Below are 17,794 nucleotides of genomic sequence, written 5' to 3'. Positions count from 1 at the left end.
CCGAGCGAGGGTCGGCGAGGGCGCGGAGTATACGCAGCTAATGCGCAAATTGCACGTTTTTTCGCCAATCACCAAGGTGAGATGAAAGCGGGCAGCCCGGCTGGCTCAGAGGGTGCAAGCGCGGGAATATGGGCAGGGCTCAGGGCTGAACGGTACGAAATTGGCGGCTTTGGGGTGGCCTCGCCCGGTTGGGCGGGGCCACGTTAGAGCTCGCTTACATGGGCAGCACTTCAACGGTGCCCAGATACTGCAGGTAGCGCTCGGCGGCTTTGGGGTTGCTGGCGTTCTTGTTGCCGGTGCCTGCTTCCAGGAAGTAACGGCCAGCGGCGGGCCACTGGATGTTGACGATGCCCTTGTCATCGCTGGTGACGGACCAGTTTTCCTGACTGTCACGGTAGCGGGTGCCGCCGGGAACCAGTTCCACCTTGATGCCGGCAGCCGCTTTGCCGTCCAGCAGCAGTTTCCACTGGGCGGTTTCGCCAGCGTAGAGGTCATTGGGGTGGGTCAGCAGTTCCAGCTCCAGGCCTTTGCCGGTGGGTTTCAGGCCGGTTTTGTTGGGCGCGCCCAGGGTGGCATAGGTTTCCAGACGGTTGAGCACTTCCAGCAGTTTGACGTCAGTGGCGTCTTTGGGCAGCTCTGCCAGCAGCTTGTCCGCGTCTTTGCCCCGGCTGCGCTGGCGTTCGCCATCCACTTTATAGGACACGAAATAGCCGGGCTGGGCCACGCTGATCCGGTAGCTGCCTTCCTGTTCCAGCTGTACGTCAAACACGCTGCGGGTGTGCATCCTGGTGGCGTTGTCCACGGTGGCGGGCTTGCCGTCGGGGCCGGTGACTTGCAGACCGTCGACGGGGTAGGCCCGCTCGAAACCGAAGATCTCATTGGAAATGCTGGCGTCCACGGTAATCCACTGGGGTTCGGACACGGTGGTATGGCTGGGCAGTAGCCACAGTTTGTGGGCCTGGGCGGGCAGGGCGGTGGCCAGCACCAGGGCGGCCAGTGCGGCTTGATGGAAACGGACTCGGATCATGGTGGTGCTCCTTGAGTAGTCGGTGTTATTGAGAGACGGTCAGGGTCACGGTGCCCAGTTCGTCGGTGCCTTTAACCTGTTGTTGCTGCAGTGTTTTTTCGGCTGGCCATCGGAAGGGCAGTTTCACCACTTCGCGGCCCCCCACTTCCCGGGCGGCTTCTACCACCAGGGTGTACTCACCGGCGGGCAGGGATTGCAGGGCGTCCAGTTTGCTGAAATCCACGGTGTGCGTGCCCGGTGAGCGGGTGGCGCCGGTGAGGCCGTCATAGGGGGCGGACTGGCTGCGACCGGTGCGTCGCCACCACTGGCGGATATCCTTGAGCCATTTTTCCTGGTCGTCGTACCACAGCCCCAGTGGTTCCAGGGTGCTGCGGTCGGCGTTTTCCACCCAGAAGGCCACATAGGGGGCGTGGTATTCGGCCACGCGCTTGCGCGGGACTTCCACGTCCACCGAAAAGGTATCCGCGAGGGCCTGGCTGGTTAGCAGGGGGAGCAGAGCGAGGTAACGCAAGCGCATGGGAAGGTCCTTTCTTGTCTTAAATGGCGGTGTTTAGTGCATGAAAAACACGATCAACAACCAGGGCAGCACCAGCCCGGCCACGGTGACCGGCCAGGTGGCCGGGCGCCGTTTGGCGTGAAGCATCATCAGGCCCAGGCCGGTGAACGCGAAAAGCAGGCTGGCCACGGCAAAAATATCGATAAACCAGATCCACACGGTGCCGGTGTGGCGGCCTTTGTGCAGGTCATTGAAAAAGGCGATCCAGCCCCGGTCTGTGGTTTCTGCGAGTACCGTGCCGTTATTCATATCAATGGCCAGCCAGGCATCGCCGCCGGGGCGAGGCATGGGCAGGTAGATCTCGTCGGCGGCCCATTCCGGCTCTCCGCCGGTGTGCTGCAAATCCATTTTCTGCGCCAGCCATTGCTGGACGGCGGCGGGCAGCTGGCCGTTCTTTTGCTCCGCGAGCGCGGATAACAGTTCGGCGGGTAGCTCACCCTGATGCTCGCGGATGACCGGGTCGGCACTGATCTGGCTGGCGTGGTTGAGGGTGATCCCGGTCAGGCTGAACAACACTAGGCTGATCAGGCAGATCGCAGAGGTCACCCAGTGCCATTGATGGAGTTGTTTCAGCCAGAAGGCTTTGCGTTTTTTATTCACGGTGGCGTTCGGTCGTTCGCAGCAGAGGGGGAGATGTTAATGAGAATGGTTATGTTTAAATACAGCAATCTTCGTAAAGAATGTAATGACAGGCGGGGTTGAGTGAATTCTATTCAATAAAAAGCTGGCCTGCCTTAATGATAATTCTTATCATTCGTGAATGAATGCCATTGCCCAAATTCCTGCCCGCCTGCTGGTCATCGAAGATGATGCGGTACTAAGCGGCCATCTGCGTGACTACTTTTCCGAGCGTCACTATCTGGTATCCCTGTGCGCGGAGGGCCCGGCGGGGCTGGAGGCGGCAGCCTCCGGTGACTACGATTTGGTGCTGCTGGATATCCTGTTGCCCGGGCTTAATGGGCTGGAGCTGCTCAATGCCCTACGCCAGCAAAGCCCGGTGCCAGTGATCGTGGTGTCTGCGTTGGGGGATGAGCAGGCCCGTATTCAGGGCCTGATCAATGGGGCGGATGATTATCTCCCGAAGCCGTTCAGCATGGCGGAATTGGCGGTTCGGGCGGATGCGGTGTTGCGGCGGGTGGCGCTGGAACGTGTCCGTCCGGAAGACGAAGGGCTGGAATCCGTGGGCAAGCTGGTGCTGCGCGAGCATGACATGGTGGCGTTTTACCGGCACACGGACCTGGGCCTCACCAACACCGAATTCCGGTTGCTTCAGGTGTTGCTGGAGCACCGTGATGCGGTGCTCAGCAAACCTTTCCTCTACCAGGCGGTGTTGCACCGGGGCTGTGGTCGCCATGACCGTAGCCTGGATCTGCACATCAGCCATGTACGCCGCAAATTGCGTGACGTTGGCGCCCCGGAATCCGCGGTGCGAACAGTCTGGGGGCAGGGCTATACCCTGATCACCGACGCTCTGTGATGTTGAAACGTTATTCCCTTCTTTGGCGCCTGGCGCTGGTTCTGGTGATTGTCGCAGTGACTACCATGGTGGCAGGCACGCGTATTACCGGTGTCCTGCGCGATGATGCCCAGCTGTTGAACGAGCGGGCGATTGCCATTATGCAAGGTTATGCCGCGGCGGCGGAGCAGGCCTGGCTGACCGGCGGCCAGGCGGGAGTAGATCAGTGGCTGGCGGACATGAGGGCGCGTGAAGCGGGTGACATCGCTGTTATCAGTGCCACAGACCAGTCGCTGAGCAGTGTCCCGTTGACCGAGCAGGAACGGGCCGGGTTGCGCTTTCAGCGTGGCGTGGATAGCCGCATGAGTTTTCGCTACGGCAAGAAGATGCCGTACCTGGGCGTGCCGTTTCCCGTCGCGCCGGAACAGGGCAGCCTGCTGATGCAGTTACCTCCCCGTTTGCGCCCGGGCACCTACTGGCCCTGGGTCGAAAATCTGCTGCTGGTGGGAATGCCCACGTTGTCTGCGTTACTGCTGGGTGGGCTGTTGTTCTGGCGTGCTCGTGTGCCCTTGAAAGCTCTGCAGGCGCAAGTGTTGGGTTTCAAGGATGATACCCAGGCACGCGTGACCGGCCCGCTGGCAACACGTGGGGATGAGTTCGGGGAGCTGGCCCGCAGTTTCAATCATATGGCGGAACAGGTGTCCGGGATGCTGGAGACCCAGCGGCAACTGCTCAATGACATGTCCCATGAATTGCGCACCCCCTTGAGCCGTTTGTCCGTGGCGCTGGAAAGCCAGATGAGCGAAAACGAATTGCGTCAGCGGGTGGAGCAGGAGCTGCACCACATGCGCACTCTGGTCGATGACACTCTGGCACTGGGATGGCAGGACACCGACACCGGAACCTCCGGCCTGGAATCCCTGTCGTTGCCGGCGCTGTGGGAGATGATTGTTGAAAATGCGGCGTTCGAAAGTGGTTGGGACAAGTGCCGTTTCCCCTGTGCGCTGCCGGACGACGCTCTGGTGTACGGCAACCTGAATGTGTTGGCCCAGGTGTTTGAGAACCTGGTCCGCAATGCCATTCGCCATTCCCCGGAGCAGGGGTCCGTGCAATTGCTTGGGCAATGGGAAGAGGGAGCCTGGCACCTGCAGGTAGTGGATCAGGGGCCGGGGGTGCCGGACGACAAGCTCGACCGAATCTTTGCGCCCTTTGTGCGTCTGGATGCCGCCCGGGCTGACCGTAGCGGCTTCGGGCTGGGGTTGAGCATTGCCCGGCGTGCGGTAGAGCGGCTGGGCGGTGAGCTGTGGGCACACAACGGCACCCCGGGCCTGTGCGTGCATCTGCGGTTGCCTGCCCCGCCACTTGTATAAATTGTAAATCTCCTTTCGTTACAAATAAGAATCAATATCATTCCGTTTCGTGAAGTGGATTCATTGCTGCTTCCTGGGCCCTGTATGGCCTGTTTTCCGGGGGAACTGCATCGATTCTTCGCCGCTTGCCTGTCAGGCCGCGCGGTGAAAGGGGGCGGTTTGCACTCCGGTTTGATGTTGTTGCTTACCTTTGAGGAGTAAAGACCATGGGAATGCGTTTGGGGACTTTGGCGTTGGCACTGGCGGCTGCCAGTGGCGCCGCCTGGGCAGAGGATGAGGTGCACGAGCTGGGGCAAGTGTCCGTGACGGCAGGGGGGTATGTTCAGCAGGTGGAAGATGCGCCGGCGTCGATCAGTGTGATCAACCGGGAGCAGATCGAAGAGCGCTTCTACCAGGACACCACGGACGCCTTGCGTGATGTCCCTGGCGTGATTGTCACCGGTGGTGGTTCCGGTGATCGCGGTACCGATATCGTGATTCGCGGCATGCCGTCCTCGTATACCCTGATCATGGTCGATGGCAAGCCGGTGTCCACCCGGGAAAGCCGACCCAACGGCAGCGCCGGGTTCGAGCAGAGCTGGCTGCCGCCGCTGCAGAGCATTGAGCGTATCGAAGTGGTCCGTGGCCCCATGTCCACCCTGTATGGCTCCGATGCCATGGGCGGTGTGGTCAATATCATTACCCGCAAGGTTGAGAAAGAGTGGGGCGGTTCTGTGCAGCTGGACGCCATCATCCAGGATGATTCGCGCTCCGGCGACAGCCAGCAGGGGAACTTCAGCCTGAGTGGCCCGTTGAAAGAAGACCTGCTCGGCCTGCAGGTGTATGGCGGCTTTTATAACCGCCAGGAAGACCTGTTTGTGGATGGCTATGAACAGAAAGACCTGCGCAATCTGACCGCCAAATTAAGCCTGACCCCTTCGGATGAGCACGACTTTTCCGTGGAGGCGACCCGTACCCAGGACAGTCGCCAGGGGCTGATGGGGCGTAGCGCTGCGTCCACCGGTTGTCGTGGTGGCTGTACCGACAATTTCAGTGACCATAACCGTGAATCCTTCGCGCTGACGCACACCGGTCGTTGGGCCATTGGCACCTCGGATACCTACATCCAGCGCGAAGAAGCAGAAAATGAAGGCCGTGAAATCACCATTACCAACACCAATGCCAAGACGGCGCTGGTGATGCCGATGGGCAACCATATGGTAACGGTGGGGGCGGATTTTATTGAAGAAGAACTGCAGGACAAGACCACCAACCGGATCTCGGACCGCACCAAGGTCGACACGTCCAAGTATGCCCTGTTCGCAGAAGACGAGTGGATGTTGACCGATACCTTTTCGGTGACCGCAGGCGCACGGATGGATGATGACAGGGATTACGGCACCAATGTGAGCCCGCGTCTTTATGGTGTGTGGGGCTTCAGCCCGCGTTGGACACTGAAGGGCGGTGTCTCCACTGGCTTCCGGTCTCCCTCGTTGCGGGAAATTACGCCGGATTGGGGGCAGGTCAGCCGTGGCGGGAACATCTACGGTAACCCGGACCTGGAACCGGAAACCTCTGTTAACCAGGAGCTGGGCCTGTACTTCAACGCTGGCCGGTCGCTGATGGCCAACGTGACCGTGTTCCATAACGACTTCAAGGACAAGATTACCCGTATTACCTGCCCCATCAGCATCTGCCCGGACGGTCCGAACCAGTTCGGTTCCGATCCCACTTATCGGGTCAATGTGGATGAAGCAGAAACCCAGGGGGTGGAAGCGGCGCTGTCCACCACGTTGGCGCGGGTGGTGTCCATCAACCTGAGCTATACCTATACCGATTCCGAACAGAAATCCGGGGAATATAAAGGCGAGCCACTGAATCAGCTGCCGGAACATCTGGCCAGCCTGAACGTGGACTGGCAAGCGACAGATACCGTTTCACCCTGGGCGACAGTGCGTTACCGCGGTGAGGAAAGCCAGCCGACCACGGGGCCGTCAAACAGCGCCATCATTGCGCCATCCAATACGCTGGTGGATGCGGGGATTGGTTTCCAGCTGACACCGCAGACCAAACTCAACACAGGCATTTATAACCTGGCCGACAAGGAAATCTTCTATGAAGAATACGGCTATGTGGAAGATGGCCGACGTTACTGGTTGGGTGTGGTAACCAACTTCTGATGTCCGCCTGAGGCATCAGTACCTTATAGAAACAACAACGCCGGCGAATGCCGGCGTTGTGCGTTTTGCTGCGCTCAGGATTACATTTTTTCCTGAATGCGCGTGCGGAAGTCCGCATCGTACTGGGCCAGTTGGGCAATCTGGTTATAGGTGCTCAATTCCAGGCCACTGTCCTTCACGGCTTCCACCATTTTTTCCTGTGCTTCTTTCTGCACTTTCATGGCTTCTTCAGGCTTGTCTTTTTTGGCCTGCAGTTCCTTGGAATATTTCTGCTGGATGCCGGACATGTCCTTCTGCGCATCGGCAAACGCATCGAGCTGTTTGTCACTGAACTCAGACGCCTTGGGCAGCTGCTGCATTTGCTGTTGCTGCATCTGTTGCTGCTGGCTCTGTGGCGCTTGTGACGCGGGGGCACCGGCTTGCTGCGCGGTGGCCGTGCCTGTGAAAGTCGCGGAAATCATCAGGGCGCCGAGCGCCATCATCCGTTTGCTCATGCTATATCTCCTTGTCAATCGCCCCGAAATTGCCGGGGATTACGGTGTTACCGAAAAGTGGCCGAAGCCAAAATACGGCGGCACTGGAAAGTCCGACCGCCGTCAGCGTGTAAGTTCGGCTTGAAATGTTAAATCGTGATTCACAGTGAAGCAGTTCGCGTATGCGGTGTGGATCAAGCGTGTTCCTGAGTTCAGACAACGCTTTCAATTCAGGCGGTTAATCGTTTCAATAAGGGACAGGAACGCTACGAATCAGAGGCTAGCGATCTATAACAATCATAACGAGGAGAGCAGGATGCTGAGTTCATTCCCTTTGTCTGCCCGCAACATTGCGCGTGGCGCAGTATCGGTCGGTTTGCTGGTGGGCGCCGTGGCGGTGCAGGCAGAGATGTACGCGGGTGCCCAGGTCAACCTGATGAAAATTGACCGTGGTGCGGTCAGCGACGCGGAACTCACTGCGCTGACGTTGCGCGGCGGGATGGTATTGCACGAGCTGGTCAGTGCGGAACTGCGCCTGGGGGCCGGGCTGAGCGATGATTCCTATCGCAATATTGATGTGGAGAACGACTTTTTCTACGGCGCCTATGCGCGCTTGACCCCGCCTCTGGAAGGGCCGGTTCAACCGTATCTGATTGGCGGCTACGGGTATGTGGAGAATGATATCAACGGCACCACCCAACGTGATGACGGCAGCTCCTATGGGGGCGGCTTCGACCTGGGCGTGGGCCAGCACTCCACGCTGAATGTCGAGTATTTGCGCCTGGTCGACAACGATTTTGGCAAGCAGGAGCTGATTGGTTTGGGCGTGAATTACTCGTTCTGATAGCGTACCACGGGGTGGGGCGATGGCAGCGACCTGGCGTCGTGCCATGTCGCCCATATCCCGTTTCGTTATAAAAGTATCACTATATATTCCTTTATATTCTTCCTCGAATTCCTATCATGGCACCTCGACATTCCCGTTTGAGGTGCTGTAGATCATGGGTAGTGCACAGCTGATTACACGTTTTGGTGACAATACCGCCGGCCTGTCCAAAGAGACGCTGGAGGAGCTGAACCGTGTCTATCGCCCGCTGAGCTTTGCGGAGCGCATTCGTCGTGTCTACGAGGATTTTCCGCCGGATCGCATCATGGTGACCTCGTCTTTTGCGGCGACTTCTGCGTATTTCCTGCACATTATCTCGACCATCCGCCCTGAGCAGCCGGTGCATTTTATCGATACGGGCTACCACTTTGCGGATACCCTGAAGTACCGGGATTATCTGGTCGAGAAATTCGGTCTGCAGGTAGTCGATGTGACCCCGGACCCGGATCATCATCAGGTGTCCCAGGAAAACCGTATGTGGGAAACCGATCCGGACCTGTGCTGCCAGGTGAACAAGGTCAACCCGCTGGAAGAAGCCAAGGAAGACTACGATCTGTGGATTTCCAGCCTGATGGGGTGGCAGACCGAACACCGTGCCGGCCTGGAAGTGTTCGAAGAGCGTCGGGGCATGATCAAGTTCAACCCGATGATTGATGTCACCAAGGAACAGCGTGACGCCTATATCAAGGAGCACGACTTGCCGTTTCACCCGCTGGTGGAGCAAGGGTTCGACTCTATTGGCTGCAGCCACTGCACCTTCAAGGGTGAAGGCCGTGAAGGGCGCTGGAAAGGCAACAAGAAAACCGAGTGCGGCATTCACATGTAGTGATGCCCATCACGATGACGAACCACAAAAAGCCCCGCAACTGCGGGGCTTTTTTTGTGGTTCGTCGCGTGCTTGAGTGAACGTTATCCGTCAGGCGGTCATGCGGCTGTGCCCTTGTCGTAGCCATCCACATCGCCGATCAGGCCGTCCATTTCTGCCAGAAACTCGCGGTTGTCGTGATCCCAGGGGTGGAAGCCGGGTTTGAACCAGTCCAGCCAGGGAATAATCACCCGTCGTAACCCGCCGGGTTTGAGCCACTGAAATTTGAATGACGTCCACCAGTCTTTCAGGCTGAACAGCTTGCCGGTCTTGTACATGTTGATCACATAGAACGGATAAAACAGCGAGAAGAAAATCACCGTGGCCAACACCAGCCCGCTGGCGCGTAGTAGCCAGGATTTGAAGCCTCTGCCGAAGGCGGTGATAAAGACATCAAAGGCCACCGCCTTGTGTTCCGTTTCCTCCAGTGCGTGCCAATGCCAGAGCTTCTGGTATTGCGGGTCCGAGCCATCAATCAGCTCCGGTTCACGCAGCAGAACATCGGCCAGAATGGCGGTGAGATGTTCCAGTGCCACGGTGGCGGAAAGCTGCATGGCATTGGGCAGGAAACGGGAAATCAGGCTTAGCAACCGGGTAACGATGGCCTCCTGTTTATCCACCGGTAAACCGGCGGCGACCATCTTCTGGTTGTAGTCCTCGTGCTCGCGGCCGTGCATGGCTTCCTGGCCGATAAAATTGCGCACGGCTTCCTGTAGTTCCGGGTCATCGATCTGATCGCGGTATTTGCGCACGCTGTTGATGAAGAAACGCTCCCCTTCCGGGAAAAACAGCGAGAGGGTATTGAAGAACTGGGAAATGCCCGGGCCCTTGTCGTGCCAGTTCAGAACGGTGTCGTCCGGCACGTGAAATTTCAGGTTGCGACGGACGGGCATGATGTGCATTTTCATTGTTATATCACCTTTATCCATGGTCCTGCCTTCTACTAAACGCCTGTTGCTGCTGAATTACAATTACACTGTGACAGTCAGATACGTAATTGAAACAATGACGGGATAAACGGTGCGTCAGCGACAGTCAGGCAGTAACGGTGAGGGTTGAAACAGCGATGCGAATGGGGTGGCGGCTCTGGCTCAGTGCGGTGGTGTGTATGGTGGCAATCGCCAGTGCCTTTCATGTGTTTCTGCTGGATCGGGTGGGCGTGCCTGACAATGGTCTACGGGTGACGGAGGTGGCACGGGATGGTGGCCGGGATTGGGTTATACGCCTATATGGCAGCGTGGGGGCAGACGCGGAGCGACGGCGCTGGCAGGAAGTTGGTGACAATTATCGCATTGATATCGAGCGCCGGGGTGACGAGGGATTTGTGCTGGATATTGCCTACCGACCCGGCTCACAAGGGCGCCACCGAGTGCGCCAGCGGGTACGCCTGGCAGAAGGCCCCACCTTGGTGGCGGCATTCGGCCAGGCGTCGGATGACGGCGAAACCCGTATTATTCTTGATCGGGTGAAATAGCCAACGCGGCTGGTGTCATCTCTTGGGCGCTGTCGTTCTCATCATTCGGTGTGCGCCGTAGCATGACCACGACCCCCACCGCTGTCAGCGCCAGTATCACAGCGCCAATGGCCGCATTGGCATGCAGTGCCAGATTAAAGCCGGTTTTGGCTGCGGCCATGAGTGGTTGCGCGATGTCGTCAGGTAGCTGGGCGGCGGCACCGATCGCGCCGCCCAGGGTGTCGCCTGCCGCCAGGGCGAGCGTGTCGCTTAACCCCTTGGGCATGGCTGTCAGCATATGGCTGCGGTACAGCGCTGCGCCAATACTGCCAATCACGGCGATACCCAGCGCCATGCCCAGTTCGGTAGCGGTTTCCGATGTAGCGGAGGCCGCTCCGGCCTTACGGGCAGGAGCGGCACTGACCACCATGTCGGTGCCGAGAATCATCATTGGCATGACGCCAATGCCCATGATGGTCATGCCTGCAATCAGTAGGGGAATATGCGACGGGTTCTGTACCGGTAGCATTAACAGCAGGCCGATCGATGCCATCACCAGCCCTGCACTGACCAGCTTCCAGTGGGGCAGTCGGCCCGCCAGCCTTGGTACCAGTAATGAGGCGGCAGTTTGCAGCACGGCAGGCGGCAGCATCACCAGCCCGGACTCCAGCGGTGACAGATCCAGCACCCCTTGCAGGTACTGAAAGACCATCAACCAGGCACCGGATAGCGCCAGAATGGTTAGCAGCATGGCGGCAACAGAGGTGCTGAAGGTGCGATTGGCAAACAACGCCAGATCAAACATGGGGTCTGTCAGGCGCCGCTGACGGCGGACGAAAATCACCCCGACGAGTAATCCCGCGGCTATGCTGATCAGCGGCATTGCGGTAATGCCGTTGCGCGCCATGTCCTTGAGGCCGTAAATCACGGCCAGCACCATGGCCACGGATAACAGGGCGCTGGTCCAGTCCTGGGCGCCGGCCTCTTCATCCCGGAATTCCGGCAACAGCAGGGGGCCACAGATCAGCAGCAACACCATCACTGGCACACCGAGCAGGAACACCGAACCCCACCAGAAAAACTCCAGCAATGCACCGCCGACCAACGGGCCGATGGCGCTGCCGACGATAAAGCCGGTCATCCAGACGGTGATGGCCAGAGTGCGCTCGCGCTCGACCTGGAACATGTTGCGCAGCAGCGACAGGGTGGAGGGCATCAGCGTGGCCCCGGCAATGCCGAGCAGGGCGCGGGTGGCAATCAGCATTTCTGCGCTGGTCGCAAAGGCTGCCATGGCAGAGGCAATACCAAAGGCGGTGGCACCGGTCAGCAGCAGGCGCCGCCGGCCAATCCGGTCGCCCAGCGTGCCCATGGTCACCAGAAACCCGGCGATCATGAAGCCGTAGATATCCAGTATCCACAGCAGCTCCGCGCTGGTGGGTTGCAAGTCAGCACTGAGATGAGGGGCGGCCAGATGCAGCACTGTCATATCCAGTGCCAGCAGTACGGTGGGCAGCATCAAAACAGCAAGCCCCAGCCACTCGCGGCGGGTGGCGGGTTGGTAAACGGTAGACATCATCTTTCCTCGTAACAGGGGCTCTATCTGGTCGTTCCTACTGCCGGTTTTTCGACACGGTGAGGCGCGAAACGAAACGGTAGCCTAAAGCCTCAACCTGACTTGAGGTCAAGCGCTGGCAGTGTTCATGGGTGAGGCGTGCGGAGGCGAGTATATGACCTGCAAGTGAGAAATGGGTTTCATCAATCTGAAAAAGAAAATATCGACCGCCTGTTGAGTGGGTACAGCGATAATTTTCACGTAAATGAGGTCTGGCCCATAGCGTAAAGCGGCATAAAAAAGGGCGCCAGATGGCGCCCCGAGCTCTCCCAATTAGCGTGTGTGGGGAATTACAGCCCCCGGTTTTTCAAACGGTTGGCGTGCTGACGAAAGACACTGGCCGGGTTGGTCTCAAAGGGGCTGACCAGACCGGCCACCTGATTGACTTCATCAAGATGGTTCATGCGGTAATCGTCACGGATCACCAGGCCCAGGTGGCTGGAGCAGCTGGAAACCAGGCCGTCATTTTTTTCGCCCAGATAGAGCAGGGCAAGCAGACCCATGCCGGCGTCGCTGATGTCCAGCACGTTGGTCAGCGGTTTGGCGCCGGACCAGGAGTAGTAGCTGACGCCGTTGCTGCCTTGTTCCGGCGCTTCGCCGCAGGCCTGTTGGGGAAGCCCTTCCGGGTAGTGGCTGTTGAATTCGCTGCTGCCCTTTGTGGATAGGGAATACAACGCCGCCAGGGAATCCTGGTCGTATCCGCCGCCGGAAATCAGGTCGAGAAAGCCGACCGCCGCGTTGACGATGTCACCCAGAAGTTCCGCGGTGAGCGGCAGGTTTTCCTGTACGCCCAACAGGACATCGGCCATGCGTGCACCGGTGTGCGGTCCGGCTACAGAGGTGGCAGAGGCGACATACTGTGGGTAAACGGAGGCCACATAGCGTACCGTTGGGCCGCCATGGCTGTGCCCGATCAGGTTCACTTTCTGCGCGCCAGTGGCGGCGAGAATATCCTCGACCTGTCGGGCCAGCTGTTCGCCGCGTACTTCGGTGCTGTTGGCGGCGGCAACCTGGGTCACATAGACTTCGGCACCGCTACGACGCAGTTCTTCCGGGATCCGGTACCAGTAGTTGTAGCCGACGATATCGTCGAAACCGAATAAACCATGACTGAGAACAATGGGATAACGGGTTTCGGTGTAGGTATCCTTGAATAGCCAGTCAAACCAGCCTGCCTGGGCAGGCATGCTCATTGACAGGCTTAACAGGAACAGCATAAGGCTCAACGCTCTGGTGAGCGCCTTGAAGGGAATTGTCATTGTATTTTTACCTGGCTCGTTATTGTTATCGGCGGTACTGCCGTTTCTGCGCCGAGCGTTCCCTGGTCAGGGAGTGTGAACACCTTAAGGCAGATGAAATCAAAAGTTAACACAGCTGTTAATATTAATATGTTATAAGGAAATGTTTTCCCGGTGTTAACTGTGTACGGTATTTTTTCCGGTTATTTTCATTGAAAACAGCGGTTTGTAGTGAGCTTATGGTTATGTGGCGAAATGTCTGTAAAGTAACACTGGTGTTAATAAAGGCGATTGGTGATGAGTGAGGGAGCGGCGCAGCGTCGGGGGGGCGTAGCGGGCAACAGCAAGGCTGAGGCAACACGTGCGCGGATTTTGGCGGCGGGGCGCACGGTCTATGGCGAACAGGGCATGCATGGCACCACCGTGCAACGAATACTCAAGGAAGCGGGCATTTCCCGGCCGACCTTCTATAAGTATTTCGCCTCTGCGCCCGAGGTGATTGATGAGATTGTGCAAAGCTGCAATGCAGAAGTGGAAGGCTTGTTTGTGAAAGTGTTTGCCCAGCCCCAGAAAGCCTTTTATGACTATCTGCCGATGGCCTTGAGTGGCTATTTGAACTGGGGGCGCTCATTGGGGCCATTGATGATTGCCCGTTTTCGGGAGTTGCATGATGTGTCTTCGCCGGTATCGCGTTACCGCGATGCGCATAACGAGCGCATTGTCATGATTCTCCACGAAGCCATGAAGGCCCATGGTCGTACGCCACCGGATAGTCTGGCGCTGAAAACCCTGGTGCAGGGCATCGAGCATCTGGGGTATCAGTTCTGTGCGGAAGCAGAACACACGGACATGCCCCGCTATATCACCGTTATGGCCCGTCTGTGTGTGAGCATGCTTGGGCAGCGGGAAGATTGGGAGGCCATGCTGGCCTCTCCGTTCTTTAGTCGGCTTATGGCGCTGGAGGGCTAAGCTGTCCATCAGTGACGTTGTCACGGCATGAAATAAAAAGGAGAACATCATGTCACGTATTCAGTGGGCGCTTGTCCTGCTTGTGGTTGTATTGGCCGTGGCGTTTGCCGGGTTATTCTGGTCGCCGGTTACCACGGTCCCGGGTAGCAGTAGCGGCGTGCAGAACGTTGCCTTGTTTCCCGGCTCGAATACCCCGGGTGCAGCGCCTGCTGCCGACAGCTTTCAGGCTGCTTTGAGCCACGCGGAAACACTGGCTGCCATGCCGGCATCGCTGCGCGGCACCGAGGTCGATGGCCAGCTGCAAACCACAGCGGACGGTGAGTTAGTAGTAACGCCGGACCTGCGTCGGGTGTTCGATTATTTCCTGTCCGCCCAAGGGGAAGAGCCTCTGGAAGATTGTCAGGCGCGCCTGGCAAGTTATCTGCAGGCGTCTCTTCCGGCCGAGGCCGCGAACGAGGCTTGGCAGTTTTTCCAGCAATACATGGCACTGGGGCAGGCGATGGCGGCATTGCCTCCCCATGATGGTTCGCCTGCCAGCATCCGCACTGCGGTCAAACAGCGTCACGATCTGCAAGTCGCTTACCTGGGCCAGCAAGCGGCGGAGGCATTCTACGGCATGGATATCGCTTACGACCGTTATATGGCTGACCGTCAGGATATCCTCGATAACCCTTCTCTCAGCGATAGCCAGCGACAACAACAGCTCCAGGGGTTGACGCAATCGTTGCCGGCTGCCATGCAGAGCATGCTGGCGGAAACCCGCGGCCCGGCGCAGCTGGCGGCGCGTACCCAGGCGTTGCGAGAGCAGGGGGCCAGTGAGGCAGACATTCGCCGGTTACGGGAGCAGCAGTTTGGCGCGGATGGCGCCGCGCGTCTGGAAGCGCTGGATCAGCAGCGTGCGCAATGGGGGGCACGTTATCAGAGCTACCGTGAGCAGCGGCAGGCGATTATCGACAGTGGGTTATCGCACCTGGATCAGGAGACTGCACTGGCGCGCTTGCAGCAGCAAATGTTCAGTGACCAGGAATTAGACCGGGTTGAGGCGCTGGATAGAATTCAGGCCCGTTAACGCGTCGGTTCCGCTGGACGGTTGACGTTGGCATCCAAATATTGAAAAGCAGACATCCATGCTCTTTTCGTAAACGGATTACAGGATTTCCCCTGCGCACTCTTCAAAAGAGCTGCCGGGATAGCCGCAGCCTTTCAGGCTGTGTTTTTTGCGTCAGGCATCCGGCGTTGGGCGTTTGGCAAGGTGCGATGTCTTCGCGATAAGCCAATCAAACGGCTTGAACGTGTTTTCACTTTCATCCACGGAAAACAAACAAGCCACACGGTTATTCGTGTGGCTTGTTTGTTGTTACCAGGGCTCGAATCAGAATTGAAAGCGCAGCCCGGCGCCGAACATGTCGATGCCGGCATCGTTGTCGAAGTGCATGAACTCGCCATACACATACAGCTTGTCCATCAAATCAATGGTGGCGCCCACACCGCCAAAGGCATCGGTGGAGGACTCATCATCCTTGAAGGACGGGTGCTTTACGTCGAAGTCGGTGTTGGCCACACCGCCTTTGCCGTAGAGGCCCACGGGGCCGAGTTCAAAGCTGAGCAGGCCGGCAAAGGTGACTGCGCCACCTTCAATCTTGGTGCCGTTGTCCGCTTCCAGTTCACCGAAGTCGTAATAACCCACTTCCGCGCCCACCAGTTCGATGGGACGCCAGCCCAGAAACAGGCCGCCGGAGGTGTCGTCATCATCAAACTCGACATTGTCGATTTTTTCGTCGGTGCCGGAATTATAAATCCCTGCGCCAACATAGAAGCCCGCGTTGGCCAGCGGGGCCACACTGAGAATGGCAGCGCCAGCCAGTACTTTTGTTAGGCGTTTCATAAGCATCACTCCCTGAAAAAAAGTGCCTTCAGTATTACCCAGAATAGAGCCGGTGTGTATGGGGGAGGTCACATTGCGTTACCCCGGCCTGTGGCTGACAGGAGGGGCTGGCGTCGCCTGGCTGAATTTGCTTTCCTTGAGGCAACGACAGGGAGCGGGCTTCCGGTATTCGGAGCAGCGGGGGAAAGCATGAAGCGATGGACGCAACAGGCGCGACGGTGCCAGTGGGGATTACTGGTGGGGCTGGGGATGATGGTGTCAGCGAATCCGTTGATTGCCTCCACTCCACCTGCCGATTTGCGTCTGGATTTGCGCACGGATGTCGGCTGGGAGATGGACCATTTTGTTCACATGGGGGAAGACGTGAGTGAAGCCCTGTTGATGCAGGCAGGGAATACGATTGATCTTGCCGTGTTTACCCACAAAAGCGTTCCTCACCGCTGCATGCTCGATTTTTCCCATGATTATTGTGACGACCGAGGCTATCCGGATACCTGGGGGCGGTCGGTGGAGCCGGTACTGTGTGTCGGTACAACCCCTGCGTCCCGGGCGTTGTTGGCGGAGCAGCATGCTGATGCCAATACGCTCTGCGTCACCTTTCGCGGGGGCTTTTCCTATCCGGCAGCGGGTTCAGATGTGGCGCCGGACCTGGCCAGCCACTACCGCGCCCGAATTGGCGACCCCGAACGCGGGGCAGATTCCGAGGCCGTGGCGCTGACGGTGACTCTGACGCTGGACAGTGAAGATCCGCTGCATCGGTTGTCTCCGGGCTGCTATGGCGACGTTTGTATCGGCGACACCCTCTCCAGTGTGCAGGCGACCACCAAGGTGCCGTTGGATATTGTATCGGGACAAAGTGCCTGTGGCCGTGTGCGCAGCGATCTGTGGCCAGCCGGGCTGTCTGCTCAGTTCAGAAACAGTCGCATTGCCCGGCTGGACGTTAACCCCCCGTCAAACATTCGCACTGATACCGGTGTGGCGCTGGGCGAATCACCGGCTTTATATGAAATGTATCAGGGGGAGCTGGACGAAACCCTGGAAGCAGGCCCCGGCTCATTGCCGGTAAAGGCGGTGTACTGGCAAGATCCCGGTGAGAAGGGCCTGCGGTTTATCTTCGACAGTGACATGCAACTCACCGCGATGGCCACAGGCGGTGAGTCGCTGACGGAGGACTGGCCGTGCCGTTAATCGCTTCGTTGTTGCTGCTGGCGGTTGGGGTGACGGGGTGAGCATGCCAACGACCGATAACCTGCCGGGCTTCGACGGCATCATTTTCGACCTGGATGGCACCCTGGTGGATTCCCGCCTGGATTTTGCGGCCATCCGTGCGCACCTGAATTGCCCACCGGATGTGGGGGTGCTGGAATTTATCGACACCTTGCCAGCCAATGAACAGGCAGCGGCCCACGCCGTGGTACTGGAATATGAGCGTGCCGGGGCGGAGCGGGCCACTTGGATACCGGGCGCACAATCCTGCCTTGAAAGGCTGTCGGTGATGGGGATTCCCACGGCTATTCTTACCCGTAATGCCCGAGTCATTGCCGAGCTCACAGTCACCCGGCTGAATATTCCTGTGCAGCGAGTGCTGGCACGGGAAGATGCCCCGCCAAAACCCGCTCCGGATGGCTTGCTCGCGATTGCCCGGGAATGGGGTATGGCCCCTGCAAGCATTGCCTACGTGGGGGATTTTAAATATGACCTGCTGGCAGCCCGCAATGCGGGCATGGTCGGTGTTTATCTCGACACGGATGGCCTCAATGCCCATGGCCATCTTGCCGACCGGGTTATTCGCCATTTTGATGAGTTTCTGGTGGGCTGAATCTCTGTGAGTGCCCCTTTTGCGTC

Annotated in this window: 18 protein-coding genes; 10 read left to right on the top strand and 8 right to left on the bottom strand. The window is 58.4% G+C overall.

Annotation, left to right across the window (positions count from 1 at the left end; translation table 11 throughout):
• Window positions 1-214: 214 nt before the first annotated feature.
• Genes ADG881_RS04255 through ADG881_RS04245 form a run of 3 tightly spaced genes read right to left on the bottom strand, consistent with a single transcriptional unit; the run spans window position 215 to window position 2,183 of the window.
• Window positions 215-1,027: a DUF4198 domain-containing protein gene (locus tag ADG881_RS04255; protein ID WP_007151072.1), complete on the bottom strand. Its 813-nt coding sequence runs from the start codon at window positions 1,025-1,027 to the stop codon at window positions 215-217.
• Window positions 1,028-1,052: 25 nt separating this feature from the next.
• Entirely contained in the window at window positions 1,053-1,544 is a 492-nt protein-coding gene (locus ADG881_RS04250) for a DUF2271 domain-containing protein (RefSeq protein ID WP_007150009.1), read from the bottom strand.
• Window positions 1,545-1,577: 33 nt separating this feature from the next.
• Entirely contained in the window at window positions 1,578-2,183 is a 606-nt protein-coding gene (locus ADG881_RS04245) for a PepSY-associated TM helix domain-containing protein (protein ID WP_007151033.1), read from the bottom strand.
• A gap of 160 nt (window positions 2,184-2,343) precedes the next feature.
• On the opposite strand from ADG881_RS04245, the gene ADG881_RS04240 reads away from it, so the two are divergent.
• The 3 genes from ADG881_RS04240 to ADG881_RS04230 all read left to right on the top strand — a co-directional run bounded on the left by ADG881_RS04240 (window position 2,344) and on the right by ADG881_RS04230 (window position 6,568).
• Entirely contained in the window at window positions 2,344-3,060 is a 717-nt protein-coding gene (locus ADG881_RS04240; protein WP_007151402.1) for a response regulator transcription factor, read from the top strand.
• Window positions 3,060-4,409, top strand: a complete 1,350-nt coding sequence (locus tag ADG881_RS04235) for a sensor histidine kinase (protein ID WP_007149723.1) — start codon at window positions 3,060-3,062, stop codon at window positions 4,407-4,409. The genes ADG881_RS04240 and ADG881_RS04235 overlap by 1 nt, the downstream gene beginning before the upstream one ends.
• Before the next feature lie 212 nt (window positions 4,410-4,621).
• Window positions 4,622-6,568, top strand: a complete 1,947-nt coding sequence (locus ADG881_RS04230) for a ligand-gated channel protein (protein ID WP_007150829.1) — start codon at window positions 4,622-4,624, stop codon at window positions 6,566-6,568.
• Window positions 6,569-6,648: 80 nt separating this feature from the next.
• Here the strand turns inward: ADG881_RS04230 and ADG881_RS04225 are convergent, their stop codons facing one another.
• Window positions 6,649-7,062, bottom strand: coding sequence for a DUF4168 domain-containing protein (locus tag ADG881_RS04225; RefSeq protein WP_007148347.1), 414 nt, complete (start codon window positions 7,060-7,062; stop codon window positions 6,649-6,651).
• A 295-nt stretch (window positions 7,063-7,357) separates the two neighbouring features.
• Between ADG881_RS04225 and ADG881_RS04220 the strand changes: the two genes are divergently transcribed.
• Window positions 7,358-7,885 (top strand): outer membrane beta-barrel protein, encoded by a 528-nt coding sequence (locus tag ADG881_RS04220; protein ID WP_007149519.1) that lies wholly within the window; start codon window positions 7,358-7,360, stop codon window positions 7,883-7,885.
• 157 nt (window positions 7,886-8,042) lie between these two features.
• On the top strand, window positions 8,043-8,753 hold the full coding sequence (locus ADG881_RS04215) for a phosphoadenylyl-sulfate reductase (protein WP_007149311.1): 711 nt from the start codon (window positions 8,043-8,045) through the stop codon (window positions 8,751-8,753).
• A gap of 98 nt (window positions 8,754-8,851) precedes the next feature.
• Here the strand turns inward: ADG881_RS04215 and ADG881_RS04210 are convergent, their stop codons facing one another.
• Window positions 8,852-9,700 carry a metal-dependent hydrolase gene (locus ADG881_RS04210; RefSeq protein ID WP_039926111.1) on the bottom strand — a complete coding sequence of 283 codons (849 nt, stop codon included), beginning with the start codon at window positions 9,698-9,700 and terminating at the stop codon, window positions 8,852-8,854.
• Window positions 9,701-9,864: 164 nt separating this feature from the next.
• Here ADG881_RS04210 and ADG881_RS04205 point away from each other — a divergent pair, with 164 nt between their 5' ends.
• A complete protein-coding gene (locus ADG881_RS04205; RefSeq protein WP_039926109.1) occupies window positions 9,865-10,266 on the top strand; it encodes a hypothetical protein in 402 nt (133 codons plus the stop codon).
• Here the strand turns inward: ADG881_RS04205 and ADG881_RS04200 are convergent.
• Window positions 10,244-11,821 (bottom strand): MFS transporter, encoded by a 1,578-nt coding sequence (locus tag ADG881_RS04200; RefSeq protein WP_007150343.1) that lies wholly within the window; start codon window positions 11,819-11,821, stop codon window positions 10,244-10,246. The genes ADG881_RS04205 and ADG881_RS04200 overlap by 23 nt on opposite strands.
• Before the next feature lie 326 nt (window positions 11,822-12,147).
• Complete coding sequence (locus ADG881_RS04195) at window positions 12,148-13,116, bottom strand: triacylglycerol lipase (protein WP_198004991.1); 969 nt, start codon at window positions 13,114-13,116, stop codon at window positions 12,148-12,150.
• A 276-nt stretch (window positions 13,117-13,392) separates the two neighbouring features.
• Here ADG881_RS04195 and ADG881_RS04190 point away from each other — a divergent pair, with 276 nt between their 5' ends.
• On the top strand, window positions 13,393-14,064 hold the full coding sequence (locus tag ADG881_RS04190; RefSeq protein WP_007148590.1) for a TetR/AcrR family transcriptional regulator: 672 nt from the start codon (window positions 13,393-13,395) through the stop codon (window positions 14,062-14,064).
• A 49-nt stretch (window positions 14,065-14,113) separates the two neighbouring features.
• A complete protein-coding gene (locus ADG881_RS04185; protein WP_007151039.1) occupies window positions 14,114-15,133 on the top strand; it encodes a lipase secretion chaperone in 1,020 nt (339 codons plus the stop codon).
• A 303-nt stretch (window positions 15,134-15,436) separates the two neighbouring features.
• Here ADG881_RS04185 and ADG881_RS04180 read toward each other — a convergent pair whose 3' ends face one another.
• The gene (locus ADG881_RS04180) at window positions 15,437-15,949 is read right to left on the bottom strand and encodes an outer membrane beta-barrel protein (protein ID WP_156790336.1); all 513 of its coding nucleotides are present in this window, start codon (window positions 15,947-15,949) and stop codon (window positions 15,437-15,439) included.
• 189 nt (window positions 15,950-16,138) lie between these two features.
• Here ADG881_RS04180 and ADG881_RS04175 point away from each other — a divergent pair, with 189 nt between their 5' ends.
• Together ADG881_RS04175 and ADG881_RS04170 are read left to right on the top strand one after the other, a co-directional pair.
• Window positions 16,139-17,137, top strand: coding sequence for a hypothetical protein (locus ADG881_RS04175; RefSeq protein WP_050760116.1), 999 nt, complete (start codon window positions 16,139-16,141; stop codon window positions 17,135-17,137).
• A gap of 43 nt (window positions 17,138-17,180) precedes the next feature.
• Window positions 17,181-17,768 carry an HAD family hydrolase gene (locus tag ADG881_RS04170; protein ID WP_007148761.1) on the top strand — a complete coding sequence of 196 codons (588 nt, stop codon included), beginning with the start codon at window positions 17,181-17,183 and terminating at the stop codon, window positions 17,766-17,768.
• The last annotated feature ends 26 nt before the right edge of the window (window positions 17,769-17,794 follow it).

This window comes from Alcanivorax sp. DG881, assembly GCF_000155615.1.
Lineage (GTDB): Bacteria > Pseudomonadota > Gammaproteobacteria > Pseudomonadales > Alcanivoracaceae > Alcanivorax.
This window is presented reverse-complemented; position numbering and strand designations above follow the sequence as displayed.